17 protein-coding genes are annotated in these 18,537 nt (G+C 43.6%); 5 read left to right on the forward strand and 12 right to left on the reverse strand.

The annotated features are described in order from the left end of the window. Positions 1-15 precede the first annotated feature (15 nt). Positions 16-1,011, reverse strand: coding sequence for a fumarylacetoacetate hydrolase family protein (locus ACYVNW_RS01085; protein WP_460677984.1), 996 nt, complete (start codon positions 1,009-1,011; stop codon positions 16-18). Positions 1,012-1,373: 362 nt separating this feature from the next. Here ACYVNW_RS01085 and ACYVNW_RS01090 point away from each other — a divergent pair, with 362 nt between their 5' ends. Continuing rightward, entirely contained in the window at positions 1,374-2,531 is a 1,158-nt protein-coding gene (locus ACYVNW_RS01090; RefSeq protein WP_460677985.1) for a homogentisate 1,2-dioxygenase, read from the forward strand. Between the two features lie 33 nt (positions 2,532-2,564). Beyond that, the gene (hppD, locus tag ACYVNW_RS01095; protein WP_460677986.1) at positions 2,565-3,695 is read left to right on the forward strand and encodes a 4-hydroxyphenylpyruvate dioxygenase; all 1,131 of its coding nucleotides are present in this window, start codon (positions 2,565-2,567) and stop codon (positions 3,693-3,695) included. A 277-nt stretch (positions 3,696-3,972) separates the two neighbouring features. Here the strand turns inward: hppD and eno are convergent, their stop codons facing one another. The 6 genes from eno to ACYVNW_RS01125 all read right to left on the reverse strand — a co-directional run bounded on the left by eno (position 3,973) and on the right by ACYVNW_RS01125 (position 9,227). After that, positions 3,973-5,271, reverse strand: a complete 1,299-nt coding sequence (gene eno / locus ACYVNW_RS01100) for a phosphopyruvate hydratase (protein WP_460677987.1) — start codon at positions 5,269-5,271, stop codon at positions 3,973-3,975. Positions 5,272-5,624: 353 nt separating this feature from the next. Further along, a complete protein-coding gene (locus ACYVNW_RS01105; protein ID WP_460677988.1) occupies positions 5,625-6,347 on the reverse strand; it encodes a DUF2490 domain-containing protein in 723 nt (240 codons plus the stop codon). A 68-nt stretch (positions 6,348-6,415) separates the two neighbouring features. Then, the gene (locus ACYVNW_RS01110; protein ID WP_460677989.1) at positions 6,416-7,522 is read right to left on the reverse strand and encodes an ABC transporter permease; all 1,107 of its coding nucleotides are present in this window, start codon (positions 7,520-7,522) and stop codon (positions 6,416-6,418) included. 94 nt (positions 7,523-7,616) lie between these two features. Continuing rightward, positions 7,617-8,381 carry an ABC transporter ATP-binding protein gene (locus tag ACYVNW_RS01115; RefSeq protein WP_460677990.1) on the reverse strand — a complete coding sequence of 255 codons (765 nt, stop codon included), beginning with the start codon at positions 8,379-8,381 and terminating at the stop codon, positions 7,617-7,619. A 151-nt stretch (positions 8,382-8,532) separates the two neighbouring features. Further along, on the reverse strand, positions 8,533-8,748 hold the full coding sequence (locus tag ACYVNW_RS01120; protein WP_460677991.1) for a hypervirulence associated TUDOR domain-containing protein: 216 nt from the start codon (positions 8,746-8,748) through the stop codon (positions 8,533-8,535). A 59-nt stretch (positions 8,749-8,807) separates the two neighbouring features. After that, the gene (locus ACYVNW_RS01125; protein WP_460677992.1) at positions 8,808-9,227 is read right to left on the reverse strand and encodes a hypothetical protein; all 420 of its coding nucleotides are present in this window, start codon (positions 9,225-9,227) and stop codon (positions 8,808-8,810) included. A 272-nt stretch (positions 9,228-9,499) separates the two neighbouring features. On the opposite strand from ACYVNW_RS01125, the gene ACYVNW_RS01130 reads away from it, so the two are divergent. Continuing rightward, positions 9,500-10,480: a Gfo/Idh/MocA family protein gene (locus ACYVNW_RS01130; protein ID WP_460677993.1), complete on the forward strand. Its 981-nt coding sequence runs from the start codon at positions 9,500-9,502 to the stop codon at positions 10,478-10,480. 117 nt (positions 10,481-10,597) lie between these two features. Here ACYVNW_RS01130 and ACYVNW_RS01135 read toward each other — a convergent pair whose 3' ends face one another. The 3 genes from ACYVNW_RS01135 to panB all read right to left on the reverse strand — a co-directional run bounded on the left by ACYVNW_RS01135 (position 10,598) and on the right by panB (position 12,557). Further along, positions 10,598-11,332 (reverse strand): RluA family pseudouridine synthase, encoded by a 735-nt coding sequence (locus ACYVNW_RS01135; RefSeq protein ID WP_460677994.1) that lies wholly within the window; start codon positions 11,330-11,332, stop codon positions 10,598-10,600. Positions 11,333-11,429: 97 nt separating this feature from the next. Beyond that, positions 11,430-11,699, reverse strand: coding sequence for a four helix bundle protein (locus tag ACYVNW_RS01140; RefSeq protein ID WP_460677995.1), 270 nt, complete (start codon positions 11,697-11,699; stop codon positions 11,430-11,432). A gap of 42 nt (positions 11,700-11,741) precedes the next feature. Continuing rightward, positions 11,742-12,557 (reverse strand): 3-methyl-2-oxobutanoate hydroxymethyltransferase, encoded by an 816-nt coding sequence (gene panB / locus ACYVNW_RS01145; protein ID WP_460677996.1) that lies wholly within the window; start codon positions 12,555-12,557, stop codon positions 11,742-11,744. Positions 12,558-12,826: 269 nt separating this feature from the next. Between panB and carA the strand changes: the two genes are divergently transcribed. Further along, positions 12,827-13,930: a glutamine-hydrolyzing carbamoyl-phosphate synthase small subunit gene (carA, locus tag ACYVNW_RS01150; protein WP_460677997.1), complete on the forward strand. Its 1,104-nt coding sequence runs from the start codon at positions 12,827-12,829 to the stop codon at positions 13,928-13,930. A gap of 386 nt (positions 13,931-14,316) precedes the next feature. On the opposite strand, the gene ACYVNW_RS01155 is transcribed toward carA, so the two are convergent. Beyond that, a complete protein-coding gene (locus ACYVNW_RS01155) occupies positions 14,317-14,799 on the reverse strand; it encodes a hypothetical protein (protein ID WP_460677998.1) in 483 nt (160 codons plus the stop codon). A gap of 401 nt (positions 14,800-15,200) precedes the next feature. On the opposite strand from ACYVNW_RS01155, the gene ACYVNW_RS01160 reads away from it, so the two are divergent. Beyond that, positions 15,201-17,549 carry an ATP-binding protein gene (locus ACYVNW_RS01160; RefSeq protein ID WP_460677999.1) on the forward strand — a complete coding sequence of 783 codons (2,349 nt, stop codon included), beginning with the start codon at positions 15,201-15,203 and terminating at the stop codon, positions 17,547-17,549. Positions 17,550-17,595: 46 nt separating this feature from the next. Here the strand turns inward: ACYVNW_RS01160 and ACYVNW_RS01165 are convergent, their stop codons facing one another. After that, on the reverse strand, positions 17,596-18,423 hold the full coding sequence (locus ACYVNW_RS01165) for an alpha/beta hydrolase (protein WP_460678000.1): 828 nt from the start codon (positions 18,421-18,423) through the stop codon (positions 17,596-17,598). Positions 18,424-18,537: the final 114 nt, after the last annotated feature.

An 18,537-nucleotide genomic window follows, 5' to 3' on the forward strand; every position in this document is an offset into this window, starting at 1 on the left:
ACAGTTTGATGCCTGTCATTTCTTTAAGCTCAAAATTGAAAAATCACTGTCTTCTTTTACAATAATAGTGCTTAATATTCCCAACCCGGTTACCTCTAATTCTACAATATCGCCGGCCTGCAGCCACTGCGGCTGATAGTTCGCATCCTGGCGCAGGCCAGTGCCGTTCAGTTCCAGAAAGCAGCCGGTACCCACCGTGCCTGAGCCAATGATATCACCGGGTAAAACATCACAACCATAGGCGCAGCGTTCTAAAATTTCTGCAAAGGTCCAGTCCATGTCGGCCAGGTTACCGCTGGAAATCTCAATGCCGTTCACACGGCATTTCATGTTTAAGTTGTAGCAATTACCGGTATGGCCGGGCTTGGCAGCAATGCCGTAAGGTTCCAACTCATCCGGCGTTACCAGCCAAGGGCCAATCACGGTGGCAAAATCTTTCCCCTTGGCCGGGCCCAGGTTGAGCACCATCTCCTCTATTTGCAGGGTGCGGGCGCTCAGGTCGTTCATAATAAGATATCCCGCAATCAGTTGGTCGGCTTCGGCGGCTTTAATGTTGCGGGCTTTTTTATTGAGCACTACGGCTACTTCCAGTTCAAAGTCGAGTTTTTGAAAATGGTCGGGCATGCAGTGTACTTCGCCGGGGCCTTGTATGGCTTTGTGGTTGGTAAAATAAAATACCGGGTATTGGTCAAATTCGGGTATCATGTCTAACCCCCGGTTACGTCTTGAGGTAGCCACATGTTGCCTGAAGGCATAGGCATCGCGGCAGGAGGTAGGGTGAGGTACGGGGGCCAGCAATTCAAAAAATGCCTCTTCTTTGGCTATTCGGGTACCGGCTTTAATTTCACTGTCAATCTTCAAAGCCCGCTCCATTAACTCATCCCCTCCCCATAAAAAGCCGTTCATGTCATCGGGTATCAGCTTGTCGCAGGCATGCAAGTTGTAAATATGGCCGTTAATGAAAATGCCCAAATGTTCGGCGTCGTCATTCTTGTAAGATACGAGTTTCATAAAAGGGTAGCGTTATTATAGGTTTATAAGGCGGGCAGCGCCTTCATCAAAGCTAAACATTAACCTTTAATAAAATAAATAATATTATGCTTGCATAATAAAAAGCAGTTGCTTAACTTCGTTTCAGCCAATTATAAATCTAAAGATACTACTGTGCCACACAAGGGTTCACCACATCAGTTAACTGCTATAAGCGTTATCGCTTCGTACCGGTACGAGATGTTGTCGAAGATTGTGCTGGCACAGTATTCCATTTAATTTCTTTAAGGGCAACCTGCCCTTGTTTTGCGGCTGCTAAAAGCAGCGATTCGCCACTGTTCACCTTTTCTTATTCTTTCGCTCATTCATTAATTGTTTAGCATATGCCTGTATATCATACTTTAGGGCAAATTCCGCCGAAGCGGCATACCCAGTTCCGTAAACCGGATGGTAGCCTGTACGCCGAAGAGCTGGTGTCTACCGAGGGCTTTTCGAGCATGTACTCGCTGGTTTACCACTGTTACCCGCCTACCATTGTAAAAGCATTGGGTGAGCCATATTCGGTAGAACCTAAAATTGCCCGCGAGAAGCACCTGAAACATACCAGTTTAATCGGCTTTAATATACCACCGGCCGATGATTATTTGCAAAGCCGTAAACCGGTGCTGGTAAATAATGATTTGCACATTTCGTTGGCCGCCCCGCGTAAATCCATGAAGGATTATTTTTACAAAAACAGCCAGGCTGACGAGGTGATTTTTATTCATCAGGGCTCAGGCACATTAAAATCCGGCTTTGGTCAGATTAAATTTGTGTACGGCGATTATTTGGTGATTCCGCGTGGTACCATTTACCAGCTGGAGTTTGATACCGAGCAGAACCGCTTGTTCATTGTAGAAAGCTTTAGCCCGATACGTACGCCCAAACGCTACCGAAACCAATTTGGGCAATTGATGGAACATGCGCCTTACTGCGAGCGGGATATTAAACGCCCTACCAACTTGGAAACGCATGATGAGCATGGCGATTTCAAGGTGCTGATTAAAAAGCAAGGCTTGATTTACCCGTACACTTATGGTACTCACCCTTTCGACTTTATTGGTTGGGATGGCCTGCATTATCCCTGGGCGTTTTCTATTCATGATTTTGAACCGATTACCGGCCGCCTGCACCAACCACCTCCGGTGCACCAAACGTTTGAAGGGCATAACTTTGTGATCTGCTCATTTGTGCCCCGCAAATTTGACTATCATCCGCTGTCTATTCCGGCACCATATAACCATAGTAACGTAGATAGTGATGAAGTGCTGTATTATGTAGACGGCGACTTTATGAGCCGTAAAAATGTAGTGAAAGGGCAAATTACCTTGCACCCTGGCGGCATACCGCATGGGCCTGCTCCGGGCTCGGTAGAAAAATCAATTGGCAAGGAAGAAACGCATGAGTTGGCCGTAATGATAGATCCTTTTAAGCCACTGATGCTGACTGAAGATGCTATAGCCATTGAAGATGAAAGCTATTATAAAAGCTGGAGCGAATAAATTAATAATCATTCAATACTAACAAGATATACCATGGAAACATTAACCATAGAAAAGCAGCCGCAAACGCTTAATAACGACTTTTTGCCGCTTAACGGCACCGATTATGTGGAATTTTATGTAGGCAATGCCAAGCAGGCAGCCCATTTTTATAAAACCGCCTTCGGCTTTCAAAGCCTGGCCTATGCCGGCCCTGAAACAGGTGTGCGTGATCGTGCTTCATATGTACTGGTACAAGATAAAATCAGGTTGGTGCTAACTACACCTATGCATTCCGACAGCCCCATTGCCGAGCATATCAAAAAGCATGGCGACGGTATTAAGGCCTTGGCCATTTGGGTAGACGATGCTTATGATGCCTTTGAACAAACCACCCGCCGTGGTGCCGAGCCTTACCAACAGCCGCAAACGTTAACCGATGAACATGGCGAAGTTCGCACCAGCGGTATTAAATTGTATGGTGATACCGTGCACCTATTCATTGAGCGTAAAAATTATAACGGTACATTTTTACCCGGCTATCAGAAATGGGAATCGGCCTATAACCCTGCACCAACAGGTCTGATGTATGTAGATCATGGCGTGGGTAATGTAGGCTGGAATAAAATGAACCAATGGGTGAAGTTTTATGAAGAGGTAATGGGCTTTAAAAACATCCTGACCTTTGATGATAAAACCATTTCAACTGAGTATTCAGCCCTGATGAGCAAGGTAATGAGCAATGGCAATGGCTACGTAAAGTTTCCGATCAATGAACCGGCTGAGGGCAAAAAGAAATCGCAGATTGAGGAGTACCTGGAGTTTTACGAAGGAGAGGGCGTGCAGCATCTGGCTTTGGCCACCAGCAACATTGTAAAAACGGTAACTGATTTGCAAAGCCGGGGCGTAGAGTTCTTAACTGTACCCACTACTTATTATGATGAGTTGATAGACCGGGTAGGCCATATTGACGAAGACCTGGAACCCCTTAAAAAGTTAGGTATCTTGGTAGATCGTGATGAAGAAGGCTACCTGTTGCAGATATTCACCAAACCGCTGGAAGACCGCCCAACTGTATTTTTTGAAATCATTCAGCGCAAAGGTGCACGTTCTTTCGGCGCCGGTAATTTTAAGGCACTCTTTGAGGCTATTGAAAGAGAACAAGAGTTACGGGGTAATTTGTAAGAGAAGTTGTTATGTTGAACAATAGGGAAGCATCTCTATCTAGCTTCTCCAAAAGTGAACTACCGTTGTCATGCTGGGGCACTCAAAGCATGGGCGCACAGGTCGCTCCTATGAATGTCTCTGCTGCTACCCTTCGAGTACCTCAGGGTGACAACGGTAGTGTTGTTACCAATATACAGATGCTTTGCTATCACTACCGCTCAGTATGACAAATGATATAAAACAGAAAGGCCTAAGCATCGCTTAGGCCTTTCTGTTTTATATCAAAAAACTTTGATTATCTGTTTTTAAAGAATTTAAAGTTTTTGCCGATGAATTTGGCGTTGGCGCCTAATTCTTCTTCGATGCGCAGTAACTGGTTGTATTTTGCAATCCGGTCTGAACGCGAAATAGAACCGGTTTTGATTTGTCCGCAGTTTAAAGCAACAGCTAAGTCAGCAATGGTGCTGTCTTCAGTTTCGCCTGAACGGTGGCTCATTACTGAAGTATAACCATGTGTTTGTGCTAATGAAACAGCGTTGATGGTTTCAGTTAAAGAACCAATTTGGTTTACCTTTACCAGGATAGAGTTGCCAATACCTTTGTCAATACCTTCTTGTAAACGCTCGGTGTTGGTTACAAATAAATCATCACCTACCAGCTGCACACGTGCACCTAAACGGTCAGTCAGTTGTTTCCAGCCATCCCAATCGTCTTCGGCCATACCATCTTCAATAGAAATAATCGGATATTTTTCGGCTAATTGTGCCAGGTACTCAACCTGCTCAGTGCTGGTACGTACGGCACCTTTATCGCCTTCAAACTTAGTATAATCATATTTGCCGTCTACAAAAAACTCAGATGCAGCGCAATCCAAAGCCAGGCAAATGTCTACGCCAGGGGTGTAACCGGCTTTTTCAATCGCTTTCAAAATGGTTTCGGCAGCGTCTTCAGTACCTTCAAAAGTTGGGGCAAAACCACCTTCATCACCTACGGCAGTAGATAAACCACGGTCGTGCAAAATCTTTTTCAGGTTATGGAACACTTCAGAACCCCAGCGCAGCGCTTCAGAGAATGAAGGAGCACCTACAGGCATAATCATAAACTCCTGGAAGGCGATAGGCGCATCGGAGTGTGAACCGCCGTTGATGATGTTCATCATCGGGATAGGCAAAGTGTTTGCATTTACACCACCTACATAGCGGTATAAAGGCTGGCGGCTTTCTTGTGCAGCCGCTTTAGCTACCGCTAAAGAAACACCTAAAATGGCATTGGCGCCGATGTTGCCTTTGTTGGCAGTGCCGTCAATTTCAATCATCAGTTTATCAATGGCGTTTTGTTCAAACACATCCATGCCCTGCAGTTCTTTGGCCAGTTTATCGTTTACATTGGCTACCGCGTTTAATACGCCTTTGCCCATGTATTTGCTTTTGTCGTTATCACGCAGTTCAACCGCCTCGTGCGCACCGGTTGAAGCACCAGAAGGCACCGCAGCACGGCCCATAGCGCCGTTTTCAGTTAATACATCTACCTCAATAGTAGGGTTACCGCGCGAGTCTAAAATCTGGCGGGCATGTACATCAATAATCAAGCTCATTTTTAATATGGATTTGGTAAGTGTAGATACTACAATTAAACGCGGGCTAAGATAAGCGCAAAAACTTAATATTTAAACTCAAAATCTATTTAGGTAATATCTGTTACACCGCTGTTACCTATATACAATGCTGAGAGAGATAGGTTTAGGAAAATATAAGGTTTTAAAGGCTATGAATTTTATAAAAGTGTAATGCAGGCACTTGTCACCCTGAGGTACTCGAAGGGTGGTGGCAGAGCCATTCATAGCAGCAGCCTGTGCGCCCATGCTTCGAGTGCCTCAGCATGACAGTGGCAGTGCAGTTGCCAATGTATAAGTGCTTCGCTCATTATAATAAAAAGCTTGATCAAAACTCAGTCTTTAAAGGTCGGCAGTTCATCAACTGTTGGCTTTTTCTTTCGGTTGATCTGGTACATCAGGATGAGCAGTAAATTGTTCTTGTTGCCACTGTTTGCAACAAAATGATTATATTGGTTGATCCATCCTGCCTGAAAGCTCCAGGACTTATCAAACTTGTAACCCAAAGCTGCCGATATGCGGTTGCGCTCAAAGTTGGGATCTTCGTTGTTAAAAAATACCTCGTTATATATAGAGGCAAATACCGTTTTAGGTGCTACTGTTTGATGATTGAAAGGTACAATGAGGTTTAACCTGTACCTGAAGCGGTTACGGTAACCAATGTTCAACCAACGCTGCTCAATGCGGATGCGGTTTTCAAATTTGAACCGGCCGAATGCTTCATTTAAAATGAACTGCTCCCACAATCGGGTTTCGGTAATACTGGGGCCGGCAGATACATGGCCATAGTTATAAGTGGTATAGCGGCCTGTGCCTAATAAAGCGATGAAATTATTCTTAATAGCGTAGCTTACACCACCCTTAACTTCGTAATAAAAAAACTGGTCAAAAAGAGTATTGGTGCGGGTTTGCAATTCGGTATAACCACCCCAACGGTGGTTGGTATCGCTCGGTAAAACTAAGGTAACTAAACCCCAGGTGCCGGTTTTAGAATTTTGTGCCTGCGTTGCTGTAAAGCAAAACAAAAAGACGAATAACAATAGTAAGATACGGTACATAAAAGCCTGTGTTAAATTAATGTTAACACAGGTTCAAATATAAACTGATATGTTGATTTTAATTTAACTTATTCCCATTTAAAGGTTTTTACAGCTACGGTATAAATAATGATGCCCCATATCAGCATCACCAGCAATTGCTGGCCTAAATCAAACAGGCCGGCACCTTCAAAAGATACTTTCCGCATGGCATCGTTCAGATAGGTAAGCGGCAGGGCTTTACTGATGGGCTGCAGCCATTTAGGGAACGCGCTGATAGAAAAGAAAGTGCCCGATAACAAGAATTGTGGTAGCGTAATGATGTTGGAAATTGGTGGTATAGTACTTTCATTTTTAGCGAGGCCTGATACAATGAAGCCAAAACCCATAAATACAATAACCCCAATAGTACATAACACCAGCAAATTAAGCACCGTAGTAACGCCATGAATTAAAGTAAATCCGAATGCAAAATGCCCGATTATAATAATAAAAAGTGCACCGATTAATGAGAATACAATACGGGCCAGCGCCTCGCCAAGCACAATGCTGGAGCGTTTTACCGGCGTAGCAAAAAAACGTTTAATCACCAGTGTTTGGCGTAGGCTTAGAAACACAAAGGCAGTACCGAATACGCCTGTACTCAATAAGGAGAAGCCTAACTGACCAGGCAATATAAAGTCGATGGTTTTATATTCGCGGCCCTTTACCGTCACTTCCCTCAATTCGGCCATAGGTGGTACACCGCCGTGCAAACGGGTGTTAATTTGGTAAAATATGTTGTTCAGTATCGATTTCAGAATGTTGCCTTTTTCTAAAGAAGCATGGCTGTAGCTTACGTCAACTCTGAAAGGCGTTGGCCCTGCATTTTTTTTAATATCAATAACTGCATCCAATGTGCCTTTTTGAAGACGGCTTTGTGCTTCGGTAGGGTTTATATCTCTTACCAGCCGCACTACCGAGGTACCTTTCAATGCCTGATATACCGGATTGATGGTATCGCTGCTTTTAGCCAACCCTACATCTACTGTAATACTACCTCCGCCAATAAAGCCAAAAACCAGGATAAAAATCAATGGGAATGCCAGTGTAAATACGACAGCCGAGGGGCTGCGGGTAATAGACCTGAAACTGGCTTTGGCAATGGCCAGTGTAGCTTTAAAATCACTGTAAGGTTTAGTATGGTTGTTGTTCATATCATTAATTAAATATTGGAGATGGAGAATCAAGAGTCAGAAGCCAAAAATTAATATAGGAATTAGACAGCTTCTTGATTCTTGACTCTAAAGATTACTCCGCTCTTAGTTCCTTGCCCGTTTTGGCAATAAATACATCTTCTAGGTTAGCTTGCTTTACCTGTTTGCTGCGCTCAAAACCGGAGGCTACCAGCTCATCAATAAAATGATCGGGCGTATCAATACCGATGATCTGGCCGCCATCTACAAAAGCTACCCGGTCGCACAAAATCTCGGCTTCATCCATATAGTGTGTGGTGATGACTACTGTAGTGCCGCTGCTACGGATATTACGTATCAAATCCCATAAATTGCGGCGGGCCTGCGGATCTAACCCAGTAGTAGGCTCATCCAAAAATATAATACGTGGATTGTTGATTAAAGTGGTGGCAATGGAAAAACGCTGTTTTTGTCCGCCCGATAGTTCTTTGTACTTAGCCTTGGCTTTATCGCGCAGGGCTACTTTATCCAGCATCTCTAAAGGGTTAACATCAACTCCATACAAGCCGGAAAAAAGTATCAGTAATTCTGTTAAATTTAAGTTAGGGTAATAGCCGGCGGCTTGTAACTGTACACCGATGCGCTGCTTGATATGGCCGGCATCACGGTCAACCGAAAAGCCGTCTACCTGTACCTCGCCCGAGGTTTTGTCGCGCAGGGTTTCAATAATTTCGAGGGTAGTGGTTTTGCCGGCGCCGTTCGGGCCTAAGAGGCCGAAAATCTCGCCTTCGTAAACTTCAAAGCTGATGCCTTTAACGGCGGTAAAGTTACCGTACTGCTTTACCAGATTTTCAACTTTAATGATAGGTTGCTGTGCCATACTGTAAAAGTCGGTGATGGCAACGATATTTCCACCAATTGAGCGGCAGAAAACAAAAATTTTACGGTAAAAGCATTTAAGTATGCAGTAAGCAGAGGGGGACAAACAGGAATGCTGAATTTTTAGTTCAGCATTCTTATTTATAAATACATTATTTTTTTGCGCCTTTGGTCAACTCGCTTTCCGATTTAATGACCTTGCTTCCGTTTTCCTGTTTAATTTCATAAGCAGGTTCATCCTTGCTGGCATTGCGTTTTATTTTGCTGCCTTTAATCGTTTTTTCTACAGGTTCAGTGTGCTTGGCTTCAACTTTACCTTCAGCTTCCGATTTTCCCCAGTTCCAGTGAACAGTATCTCCCTTTTTCATAGTGGCATGTTTAGTTAATAGTTTAACAAAACACAGGCCACATTTTAAGGGGCAGGTGTCTATTTAATAATTATGGTATCAATAATAGAATACGAACTATCGTTGCTCGGCTTGGCAAATTTGAGGTAATAGGTGCCAGGGGATGAAGCTTTGAACTTGTATACAGCTGCAGTGGCGCGCGGAGCAGCATTGGCATTAACACTATCTTTAGTAACAAACACTTTTATGTGCTGTGTATTTACGTGAATAGGACTAACGGCCAGGCTATCAAAATAATGAGTGTTATTGGCATTTGGCCATACCAGCGTAAACAATAATTGCTGATCTACTTTGCCTTGGGTAGGGCCGTTTACACCGGTAACCATAATTTGCCTAGCAGGACTACTTACCGTTGCCAATTGCTTAACAGTTACCTCATCCTTTTTGCAGGATGTAAAAGACAGCGCCAGTAAAATAAATACAAGAGTAAAAAATCTCATATAACGCGTTTTTTAACAGGTAAACAAAATTATTTTGATAGTGAAACTGCTCTGCTTTAAAAAGTGCAAAATATTGCACACAAGTTAGTTACATATTTACGTATAAAACAAATTATTGTTCGGTTTTAACAAATTTTAACTACCCGGAAGAAGTTCAATCAAAAAATGCCATCAAATCCGTATGGTAAAGTTTCAAGGGTGCTAAATAAAGTATCCGTGCAACGGTTAATTCAAATAAATTTTAGCTTTACCTCCGCATCAATTTTATCATTATGAAAGAGAATATCCGTTGGGGCGTTATAGGGTGTGGCCGTATATCTCATCGCTTTATGCAGGGGCTGCAGGTAATAAGCAATGCCTCATACACAGGTGCTTGGTCGCGCCGGCCTGAAACAGTAGACGCCTTTGCGGATCAATACGGGGGTAAGGTATTCAGAAGCATTGAGGAAATATTAAATGCCGAAGATATTGATGCCGTTTACATAGCCACCCTGCCCGACAGCCATAAGCAGTACAGTATAGCTGCACTACAGGCGGGCAAGCATGTGCTGTGCGAAAAACCTTCAGCTTTGTATGTAAGCGAACTTGAAGAAATTCTTACTGTGGCCCGCCAGCAGAAACTGCTGTTTATGGAGGGGATGAAGCCGCCTTTTTTTCCATTATACCGCCGTTTAAAAACGCATTTGCAAACCAATGGAATAGGAGAGGTGCGCTACATTCGTGCCGGCTCGGCAGTGGCCGATTTAACACGTGATCACCCCAATTTTAGTTACGAACTAGGTGGCGGCAGCCTGACCTCTATCGGTATTTATGAAGCGTTTTTAGCTATTGACTGGTTGGGTAACCTGGTTGACCTGCAAACGCTTGGCCGGTTTGAGGGTACGCCGGTAGATATATTTTCAGTGTTTCAAAGCCGCCACGAAAATGGCTTTGCACAATTGTACTGCGGTTTGGATGTGCATGGCTACGGCGATGCCCTGATTGCCGGAACCCAGGGTCGTATCATCATCCATAAAAACTGGTGGAACCCGGCCAAAGCCACCATCAGTTACTTAGACGGCCGCACTGTTGAACTGGATGAGCCTTTCGAGCATGGTGGCCTCAATTATGAAACGGAGCATTTTTGCCAATTGATTAGGGAAGGTAAAACAGAAAGCCCGGTAATTACCCATGAATTATCCCGGCAAATGTTAACAATGATTGATCAGGCGCGGCACCAGGTAGGCTTGTATTATGAAGGGGAGAGGAAATAGATAGTTTTCATCTGTCGTTTCGAGCGATAGCCGTGGCAACTGCTTGCTATACAGAGGCGCAGATGCCTCCGTGCGGTTGCCACGCTATCACTCGAAATGATAAAGTGTTTATATTATTTATCCTTCTTTTTCATGCACTATATGGTCGCCTTCCTGCACCAGATAGGCAAACTTTTCCCAAAAGCCATCTTTGGGCAATGAGGCCAATATATCAACCGGTTCTTTTTTTACCGGGTGGATAAACTGCAGGCGGCGGGCATGCAGGCATATACTTTTCTTCAGGCTGCCACGCGGATAGCCATATTTATTATCGCCCACAATAGGGCAATTTAATGTAGATAGCTGCACCCGTATTTGATGTGGCCTGCCGGTAATTGGGTTTACCTGTATCAGGTAATAACCGTTCAACTCTCCGGCCAACCTGTAATGTAGTTCTGAGCGCTGGCTGCCTTGCACCTCGTGGTTATGTGCTTTGGTTACATTCTTCTGCGGATTTTTCACAAGCCAGTGCACCAAGTTACCGTAAGGCGGCTCGGGCCGGTTGCGCACTACAGCATAATAAGTTTTACGAATGTGGCGGGTTTTAAACAGTTCATTCATCCGCTCCAGCGCTTTGCTGGTTTTGGCGAACAAAATTACCCCGCTCACCGGGCGGTCCAGGCGGTGCACCACGCCCAAAAATGCGCCGTTAGGTTTATTGTATTTAGCCGCCAGGTAGCGCTTTACTTTTTCATCCAAAGGCTCATCACCGGTTTCGTCTACCTGTACAATGTCACCTGCACGCTTATTAACGGCAATAAGGTGGTTGTCTTCGAATAGTATATCGTTATCGGTAATGTCTGAGTAGTTCATAGATCATGGTTTATGGTTCATAGTGAATTGCGGAGGGCAGTTAGCATTTTAGCCCAATGTTCGTACTCGTCATAAAGTCTTCTAAAATCAACAGAGTTTATATACTGCCGCTTTTGTGCAATAATAAGCAACTCACTACTTCAATTGCCGAACGTAAAGAATAGTTTAAGAAATTTATAAAAACAGGTTTAGTTTGCCCTGTAGAACCCTCTGCTATATTTAATACAACAGAGTCAGCTACTCTCTTTATTTGAGAAGTTAAGATAAAAAGCTCTTCCTTTGGAAACGTTTTGGTAAGTTGATGGATTTCTTCACTCAAATTAAGTGCTTTCTGCCATACCTGCAGATCTTCAAATCGAAAAGGCATATAAGTTTTCTATGAGCTATGAGCCATCAACTATGAACTAATCTAATACTGTTCCTTCTCATTCGGGAAATCTTTGCTTTTCACATCACTTACATAGTGCTGTATGGCCTCATGCATAATATCATTCAGGTTAGCATATTGGCGTAAAAAGCGGGGTTTAAATTCTTTGTTGATGCCCAGCATATCATGCACCACCAGTACCTGCCCGTCGCAATGCGAACCGGCACCAATGCCAATGGTTGGGATTTGTAAAGTAGCAGAGACTTCAGCCGCTAATTTGGCTGGTATTTTTTCCAGCACTACCGCAAAGCAGCCTAATTCCTGCAACTTCAGTGCATCTTCTTTTAATTTTTGAGCTTCTGCTTCTTGTTTGGCCCGAACGGAGTACGTTCCAAATTTGTAAATAGATTGAGGCGTTAAACCCAGGTGCCCGCAAACAGGAATACCTGCGGTGAGAATACGGCTTACCGATTCGGCAATTTCCAAACCGCCTTCAATTTTTACAGCATGGGCGCCCGACTCTTTCATGATACGGATAGCGGAGTTCAAAGCTTCTTTAGAATTACCCTGATAAGAACCAAAAGGCAAATCTACCACCACCAGCGCACGGCTTGCGGCACGCACTACTGAGGAGGCATGATAAATCATCTGATCGAGCGTAATGGGTAGGGTGGTTTCGTGGCCGGCCATTACATTAGAGGCCGAGTCGCCCACTAAAATAACATCTACACCTGCGGCATCTACAATAGCTGCCATTGAATAATCGTAAGCGGTAAGCATAGATATCTTTTCGCCCCGGTTTTTCATTTCCTGAATAATGTGGGTGGTTACGCGCTTGATTTCTTTATTAACAGACATAAGATGTATGATTTTAGTGCTGCAAATGTAACTACTGCCCTGCATAAAAAGGGATATCAGCGCCTTTTTTGAACATCTGCTGCACCTCTGTAAGTCTTTTACCTGATATTTGATATATAAATGATATAAAAGCCTATAAAATTTTCTTAAAAGTTGTACTTTTGCGGCGTGAATTCAGCCTTTTGTGATTTTAATTGCATTGTTACTGTTCACGGCGCTTTACACTTAGCCGACCGGCTTCTTGTTTTTCCATTAAATTTTTTTGCAAAATGACCAACTACACCAAATTACCGGCTGTATTGCTGCTGGCCGACGGCACTGTTTTTCATGGCAAAGCTGCCGGCAAAATAGGCACCACTACCGGAGAAATTTGCTTTAACACCGGCATGACCGGCTACCAGGAGGTATTTACCGATCCATCGTACTATGGCCAGATTATGGTGACTACCAATGCCCATATCGGTAACTATGGTATCGCAAAAAATGAAAATGAATCGGGCCATATCCAGATTTCCGGTTTGGTTTGTAAAAATTACAATATTGCCTACAGCCGCAAACAGGCCGACGAATCAATTCAGGATTATTTCCAAGAGCAGAACATCGTTTGTATTTCTGATATTGATACCCGCCAGCTGGTACGCCATATTCGTGATAAGGGAGCGATGAACGCCATCATATCTTCAGAAAATACTAACATTGAAGAGCTGAAGGAAAAACTGGCTGCGGTACCATCAATGGATGGCCTGGAGTTATCTTCTATTGTTTCTACTACCGAAACTTATACTTTCGGCAATGAAGATGCCCCTTACCGTGTAGCGGTGCTGGATTTAGGCGTGAAGAAAAATATCCTGCGCAATTTTGATGACCGTGAGGTGTTTGCCAAAGTATACCCGGCCAAAACCACGTTTGAAGAAATGGAGCGGGATTTTGCCCCTGACGGCTACTTTATCTCCAATGGCCCCGGCGACCCATCGGCGATGCCTTATGCTATTGAAACCGTGAAGCAGATATTAGATGCTGATAAGCCCATGTTCGGTATCTGCTTGGGTCACCAGTTACTGGCTCTGGCCAATGACATCCCAACCAAAAAGATGTTCACTGGTCACCGTGGTTTAAATCACCCGGTAAAAAATGTGATCAAAGATCATTGCGAAGTTACTTCTCAGAACCACGGTTTCGGTGTGGTGCAGGATGCCGTACGTGAGTCTGAAAAAGTAGAGATCACCCACGTTAACCTGAACGATAATTCTATTGAAGGTATCCGTGTAAAAGATAAAAAAGCATTCTCAGTACAATACCACCCCGAATCATCACCCGGCCCGCACGATAGCCGGTATTTATTTGATGATTTCATTGAGTTAATGAAGAAATAATTGAAAGCGGGATTAAATCCCGCTTTTTTTATTTGCAGCTGTGTGATACAAGGGTCAATTTTATAGGCTTGATTGAATAATAAGGAATAGTCCGGGCATTCTCATATAGCGTCAACCCAATTGTTATGGCGAGAAGGAACGACGTGGCTATCGCATGTAGGCATCTGCGCCTCTATACAGCAAGCGATGGCCACGCTGCCGCTCGTCATGACAAAATGGGTTAGCATTAGTTATATGTAAGCATCTCAATTCGTGCTTGGTAAAAATCAGGTAGAAATAATGATTGTTGATGTTTTTTAACTTTATCAAATACCGCCTGTCCACAAAAAAGCCATGCAGATTATCCGCATGGCTTACAACTAAAAGCTAAATGTATTTTTTATAAATTATTGAATTTGCTGAAAAAACTCAATGTTTAATTGTGGGGTAATTCTTACTAAAACCTCTTTGCTGTCGTTTTTTAAGTCAACAAAGTAAGCTACCGGGTCTAAATCCGGGTTAAGGGCAGTGTTGGTTTGCAGTACAATCACACGGCCAACGGTATAACCTTCGTATTGCTTTTCAATTTTTTCCATGGCTTTGGCCGGAATGGCTTTAGCGGTTACATTGTGGGTTAAGCCCATAAACTGGCCATCGAAACTGTAGAAGGCACTCATACGCTGGCCATCAACAGTAAAGTCAGCTTGCTGGCAGCGGCTGCCGGTTTTCCATATCACGTCAGTTGCATCTTTAAAATCTGTTTCAAACTGAGTAGCGGTTTTATAAGTAACTGAAGCAGTTTTGTCATCAGTTTTTTTATCATCTTTTGCAGCGTATACATTCAGGCCAACTAAGGCTGATACTAATGTTGCTAATAAAAACTTTTTCATTTTATTTGTGATCTTTTGTTTCAACAAAGATAGGTTTGTGTTAAAAATATTTCAAATTAAATGTAATTATTATTAATTTTTAATAATTATATAGATATTTTTTAAAAAATATGAATTTAGCATCTTTTACTTAGTGTAATATTTACAATATGAAAAATTTTTGATGAATTCTATAGTGTTAAATGTACACTATTGGCTTGCTGGTTGAGTAGTAAAATGTGTGAATTAGTCATTCTATCAGAGCATGGCGCAAATCGAACAGTGCTCATTCATTGAATTAAAACAGGTATAAATGTGCTTAACACTTGGCACAAAATATTTTATCTTTATCCAAACTATTGGTATAACTCTATTACACCCTTTTATTTTCCGTATCCGCTTTATTTATGTTCTGCAAACGAATGATATACATTTTAATGCTGGGTCTCAGTTTTGGGCTATTGGCAGGATGTACTTCTTCTGCAAACCCTGCATTAGCGCAAAATGGCGTGATAGATTTGCGAAGCCAATCATTTAATAATGCAGTACAGTTAAACGGTACATGGTTGTTTTACTGGCATCAGTTGTTTAGCCGACCCGGTGGAGGAGTAAAAGGAGTGCCTGTAAATTTCCCTTACAAATGGTCAGACGGGGAGATCTCCGGTAAACAGCTGCCGGCGTTTGGTTATGCCACTTACCAGCTTAAACTTTTACTGCCCCGCCATACCGGCCCATTACGTATTTCGTTACCCGATGTATACTCGGCTTACCGTTTTTATATTAATGGCGAACTGGCGGTAGAAAACGGTTGTGTAACCACCGGCCCCAAAGGTTTTGTGCCTTATTGGCAACATCAATGGGTTGACATTCCCGGCAATGCAGATACGCTGGTCATTCATTTACAGATAGCTAACTATGCGCACAGTAAGGGCGGTATCAGCCAACCCATCGAGATCGGAAAGAAGGCCGTAATGCGCCTGAAACGCCAGCGGGCGGAGGGGATAGACTTGCTGCTTACCGGCTGCCTGTTTATGGGTGGTTTGTTCTTTTTGGGTTTGTATCTTTTTGGCAACCAAGATAAGGCCATTTTGCTATTTGCTTTATTTGCCATTGCTTACAGTTACCGTATTATAGGTACTGATAATTATGCACTGCATGATATGTTGCCGGGCCTGGATTGGTATGTAGCTATCAGGTTGGAATACATCAGTTTGTTTTTGGGCGTAGGCTTATTCGGCTTATATACACGCTACCTGTACCCGAAGGATATCAACCTTACAATAGTTTATATCATTGCCGGCTCGTGCTTCTTTTTCTCTTTGATTTCGGCTACCATGCCGCCATCGTGGTTTACACAGCTTATTAATCCGTTTTTAGTTGTAACCATTTTTTGCTTGATTTATACTCCTTATGTATACGTGAAAGCCTACCGCAGGCACAGGCCGGGCTCCTTTTACTCATTGTGCAGTGTGTTTACGCTCATGATGCTATTTGCTATTTCCCTGCTGCATTACTGGGAGCTGATTCCGCCTATGCAGTTGCTGAGCTTTTTTGGTTACATCGGCTTCTTTTTCCTGCAATCATTAGTGCTATCGCACCGGGTATCATTCATTTTAAACAAGGCCCGCATGGAGGCCGAACAGGGGCTTATTGCCAAAAGCGAATTTTTGAGCAATATGAGCCACGAGATCAGGACACCGCTGAACGCGGTAATTGGTATGGGGCATTTGCTGTTAAAAAGCAACCCCCGCGAAGATCAGATAGAGCAGTTGGATGTAATGCTGTTTTCGGCCAATAACCTGCTGGCTATTGTAAACGATGTGCTGGACTATAATAAGATTGAGGCCGGTAAAATAACCTTTGAGCACATTGAAATGAGCGTAAGCACCATTATAAAAAATGTGGTGAGCGGCCTGCGTAGTATGGCGCTTGATAAAGGTATTGAGTTAAACTGCCAGTTAGATGCCGGGTTAAAAAGCAAAGTGCTGGGTGATCCTACCCGTTTATCGCAGGTGTTAACCAATCTGGTACACAATGCAATCAAATTCACCTCGGTTGGTAAAGTTGAGGTATGCGTACGGGTAAAAGGGCAAACCGAAACACAGGTTACTTTATTAATTGAAGTTGCAGATACCGGTATAGGTATTCCCGAAGAAAAACAGCTTTTGATATTTGACCGCTTTACCCAAGCTGACTCTTCTACATCGCGTGGGTTTGGTGGTACAGGCTTGGGTTTGGCTATCAGCCAGCGCATCTTACAATTACAGCAAACAGAGCTTAAGCTTAGTAGTGAGGAAGGAAAAGGATCTACTTTCTGTTTCACCCAAACTTTTAAAAAATCAATGGTGCCCGTTGCTCCGGCACCCGCAGCGCCGCAACCACTGGAAAGCTATCAGCCGCTTACCGGAATTTCCATTTTACTGGTAGAAGATAACCTGATGAACGTGCTGGTTGCACAAACCTATTTGAAACGCTGGGGCGCTACCGTTGAGGTAGCCGAAAATGGCCTGGAGGCATTGAATAAAGTAGATAACAACAAACACCAGCTGGTGCTGATGGATTTAAGTATGCCCGTAATGGATGGCTACGAAGCTACCCGAAAAATGCGTGAACAGGGTATTACTATCCCGATAGTAGCCTTGACGGCCAACCTGCCCCAAGAGGTAGAAGTTCGGGCGGGACAGGCTGGGATGAACGATGTGCTGGTAAAGCCTTTTCTACCCGATGAACTGCACCGCAAAGTGCTGTTTTATGTGATGGGGAAGGAGTAAGTATATAGTCATGCTGAAACGAGTTCAGCATGACGTTGATTCAAATTTACTTCTTTTCCATAATTTCCTTACTAATCGCTTTTACTTCTTTCAATAATAAAGGAAAAGCAGGCTCTGCCATGCCGCCATGGTCATAACCATCCAGTTCGTACAGGCGGGTGCGCTTGTGGCCCACCAGTTTCATCATGCGCCACAGGTAAGCGTTTTCTTCGTATCGGCCTAATAGCTCCATTTCGCGGTCGCCGGTAATGAGCAAGGTTGGCGGGGCATCTGCCCGCACATGGTATAAGGGCGCATATTCATCAATCAGTGGCTGAGTATCTTTCATGCCGCGTTCCTGCCTGATGGTAAAGTGGGTAATGGCCTGTCCGCTAAACGGAATCAGTGCTGCAATGCGATTGGCATCGATGCCATATTTGTTCAGGTAATGCTTATCCAACGTGATCATTTCACTTAAATAGCCACCCGCTGAGTGGCCAGACAGGAAGATTAGATTAGTGTTGCCTCCATAACTGCCTACATGCTGAAACACCCAGGCCACTGCTGCCGCCGCATCTTCAATATAGGCCGGAGCCTTTACCTTGGGCGATAAACGGTACCCTACGCCTACCACAGCATAACCTTTTTCCATCAGCGCTTTAGGAAGTTCCCGGTGCCCACCGGTTATACCGCCGCCATGAAACCATACAATAGTGGCAAAATTTTTAGCGCCTTTTGGGTAATAAAAATCCAGCAAACATTGGGAATTAATGTAAGCATCTTTCTGGTTGATGCTTTGTTCGTAATAATGAATACCTTTTTCGGTTTCATACACTTGCTGTGCCCGAAGTGTAAGCGTACAGAACAGTAAAAGCAGGAATAATAGATTTTTCATAAATGTATTTAACAGATGGTTGGTAAAGGTTGCATTATTTATGTACGATGCCAAATTAAAGCCTCAAATTCAAAGCGCCTCATCTGTTCGTACACTTGTTACATTTCTTTTTTT

Source organism: Mucilaginibacter koreensis (assembly GCF_054783355.1).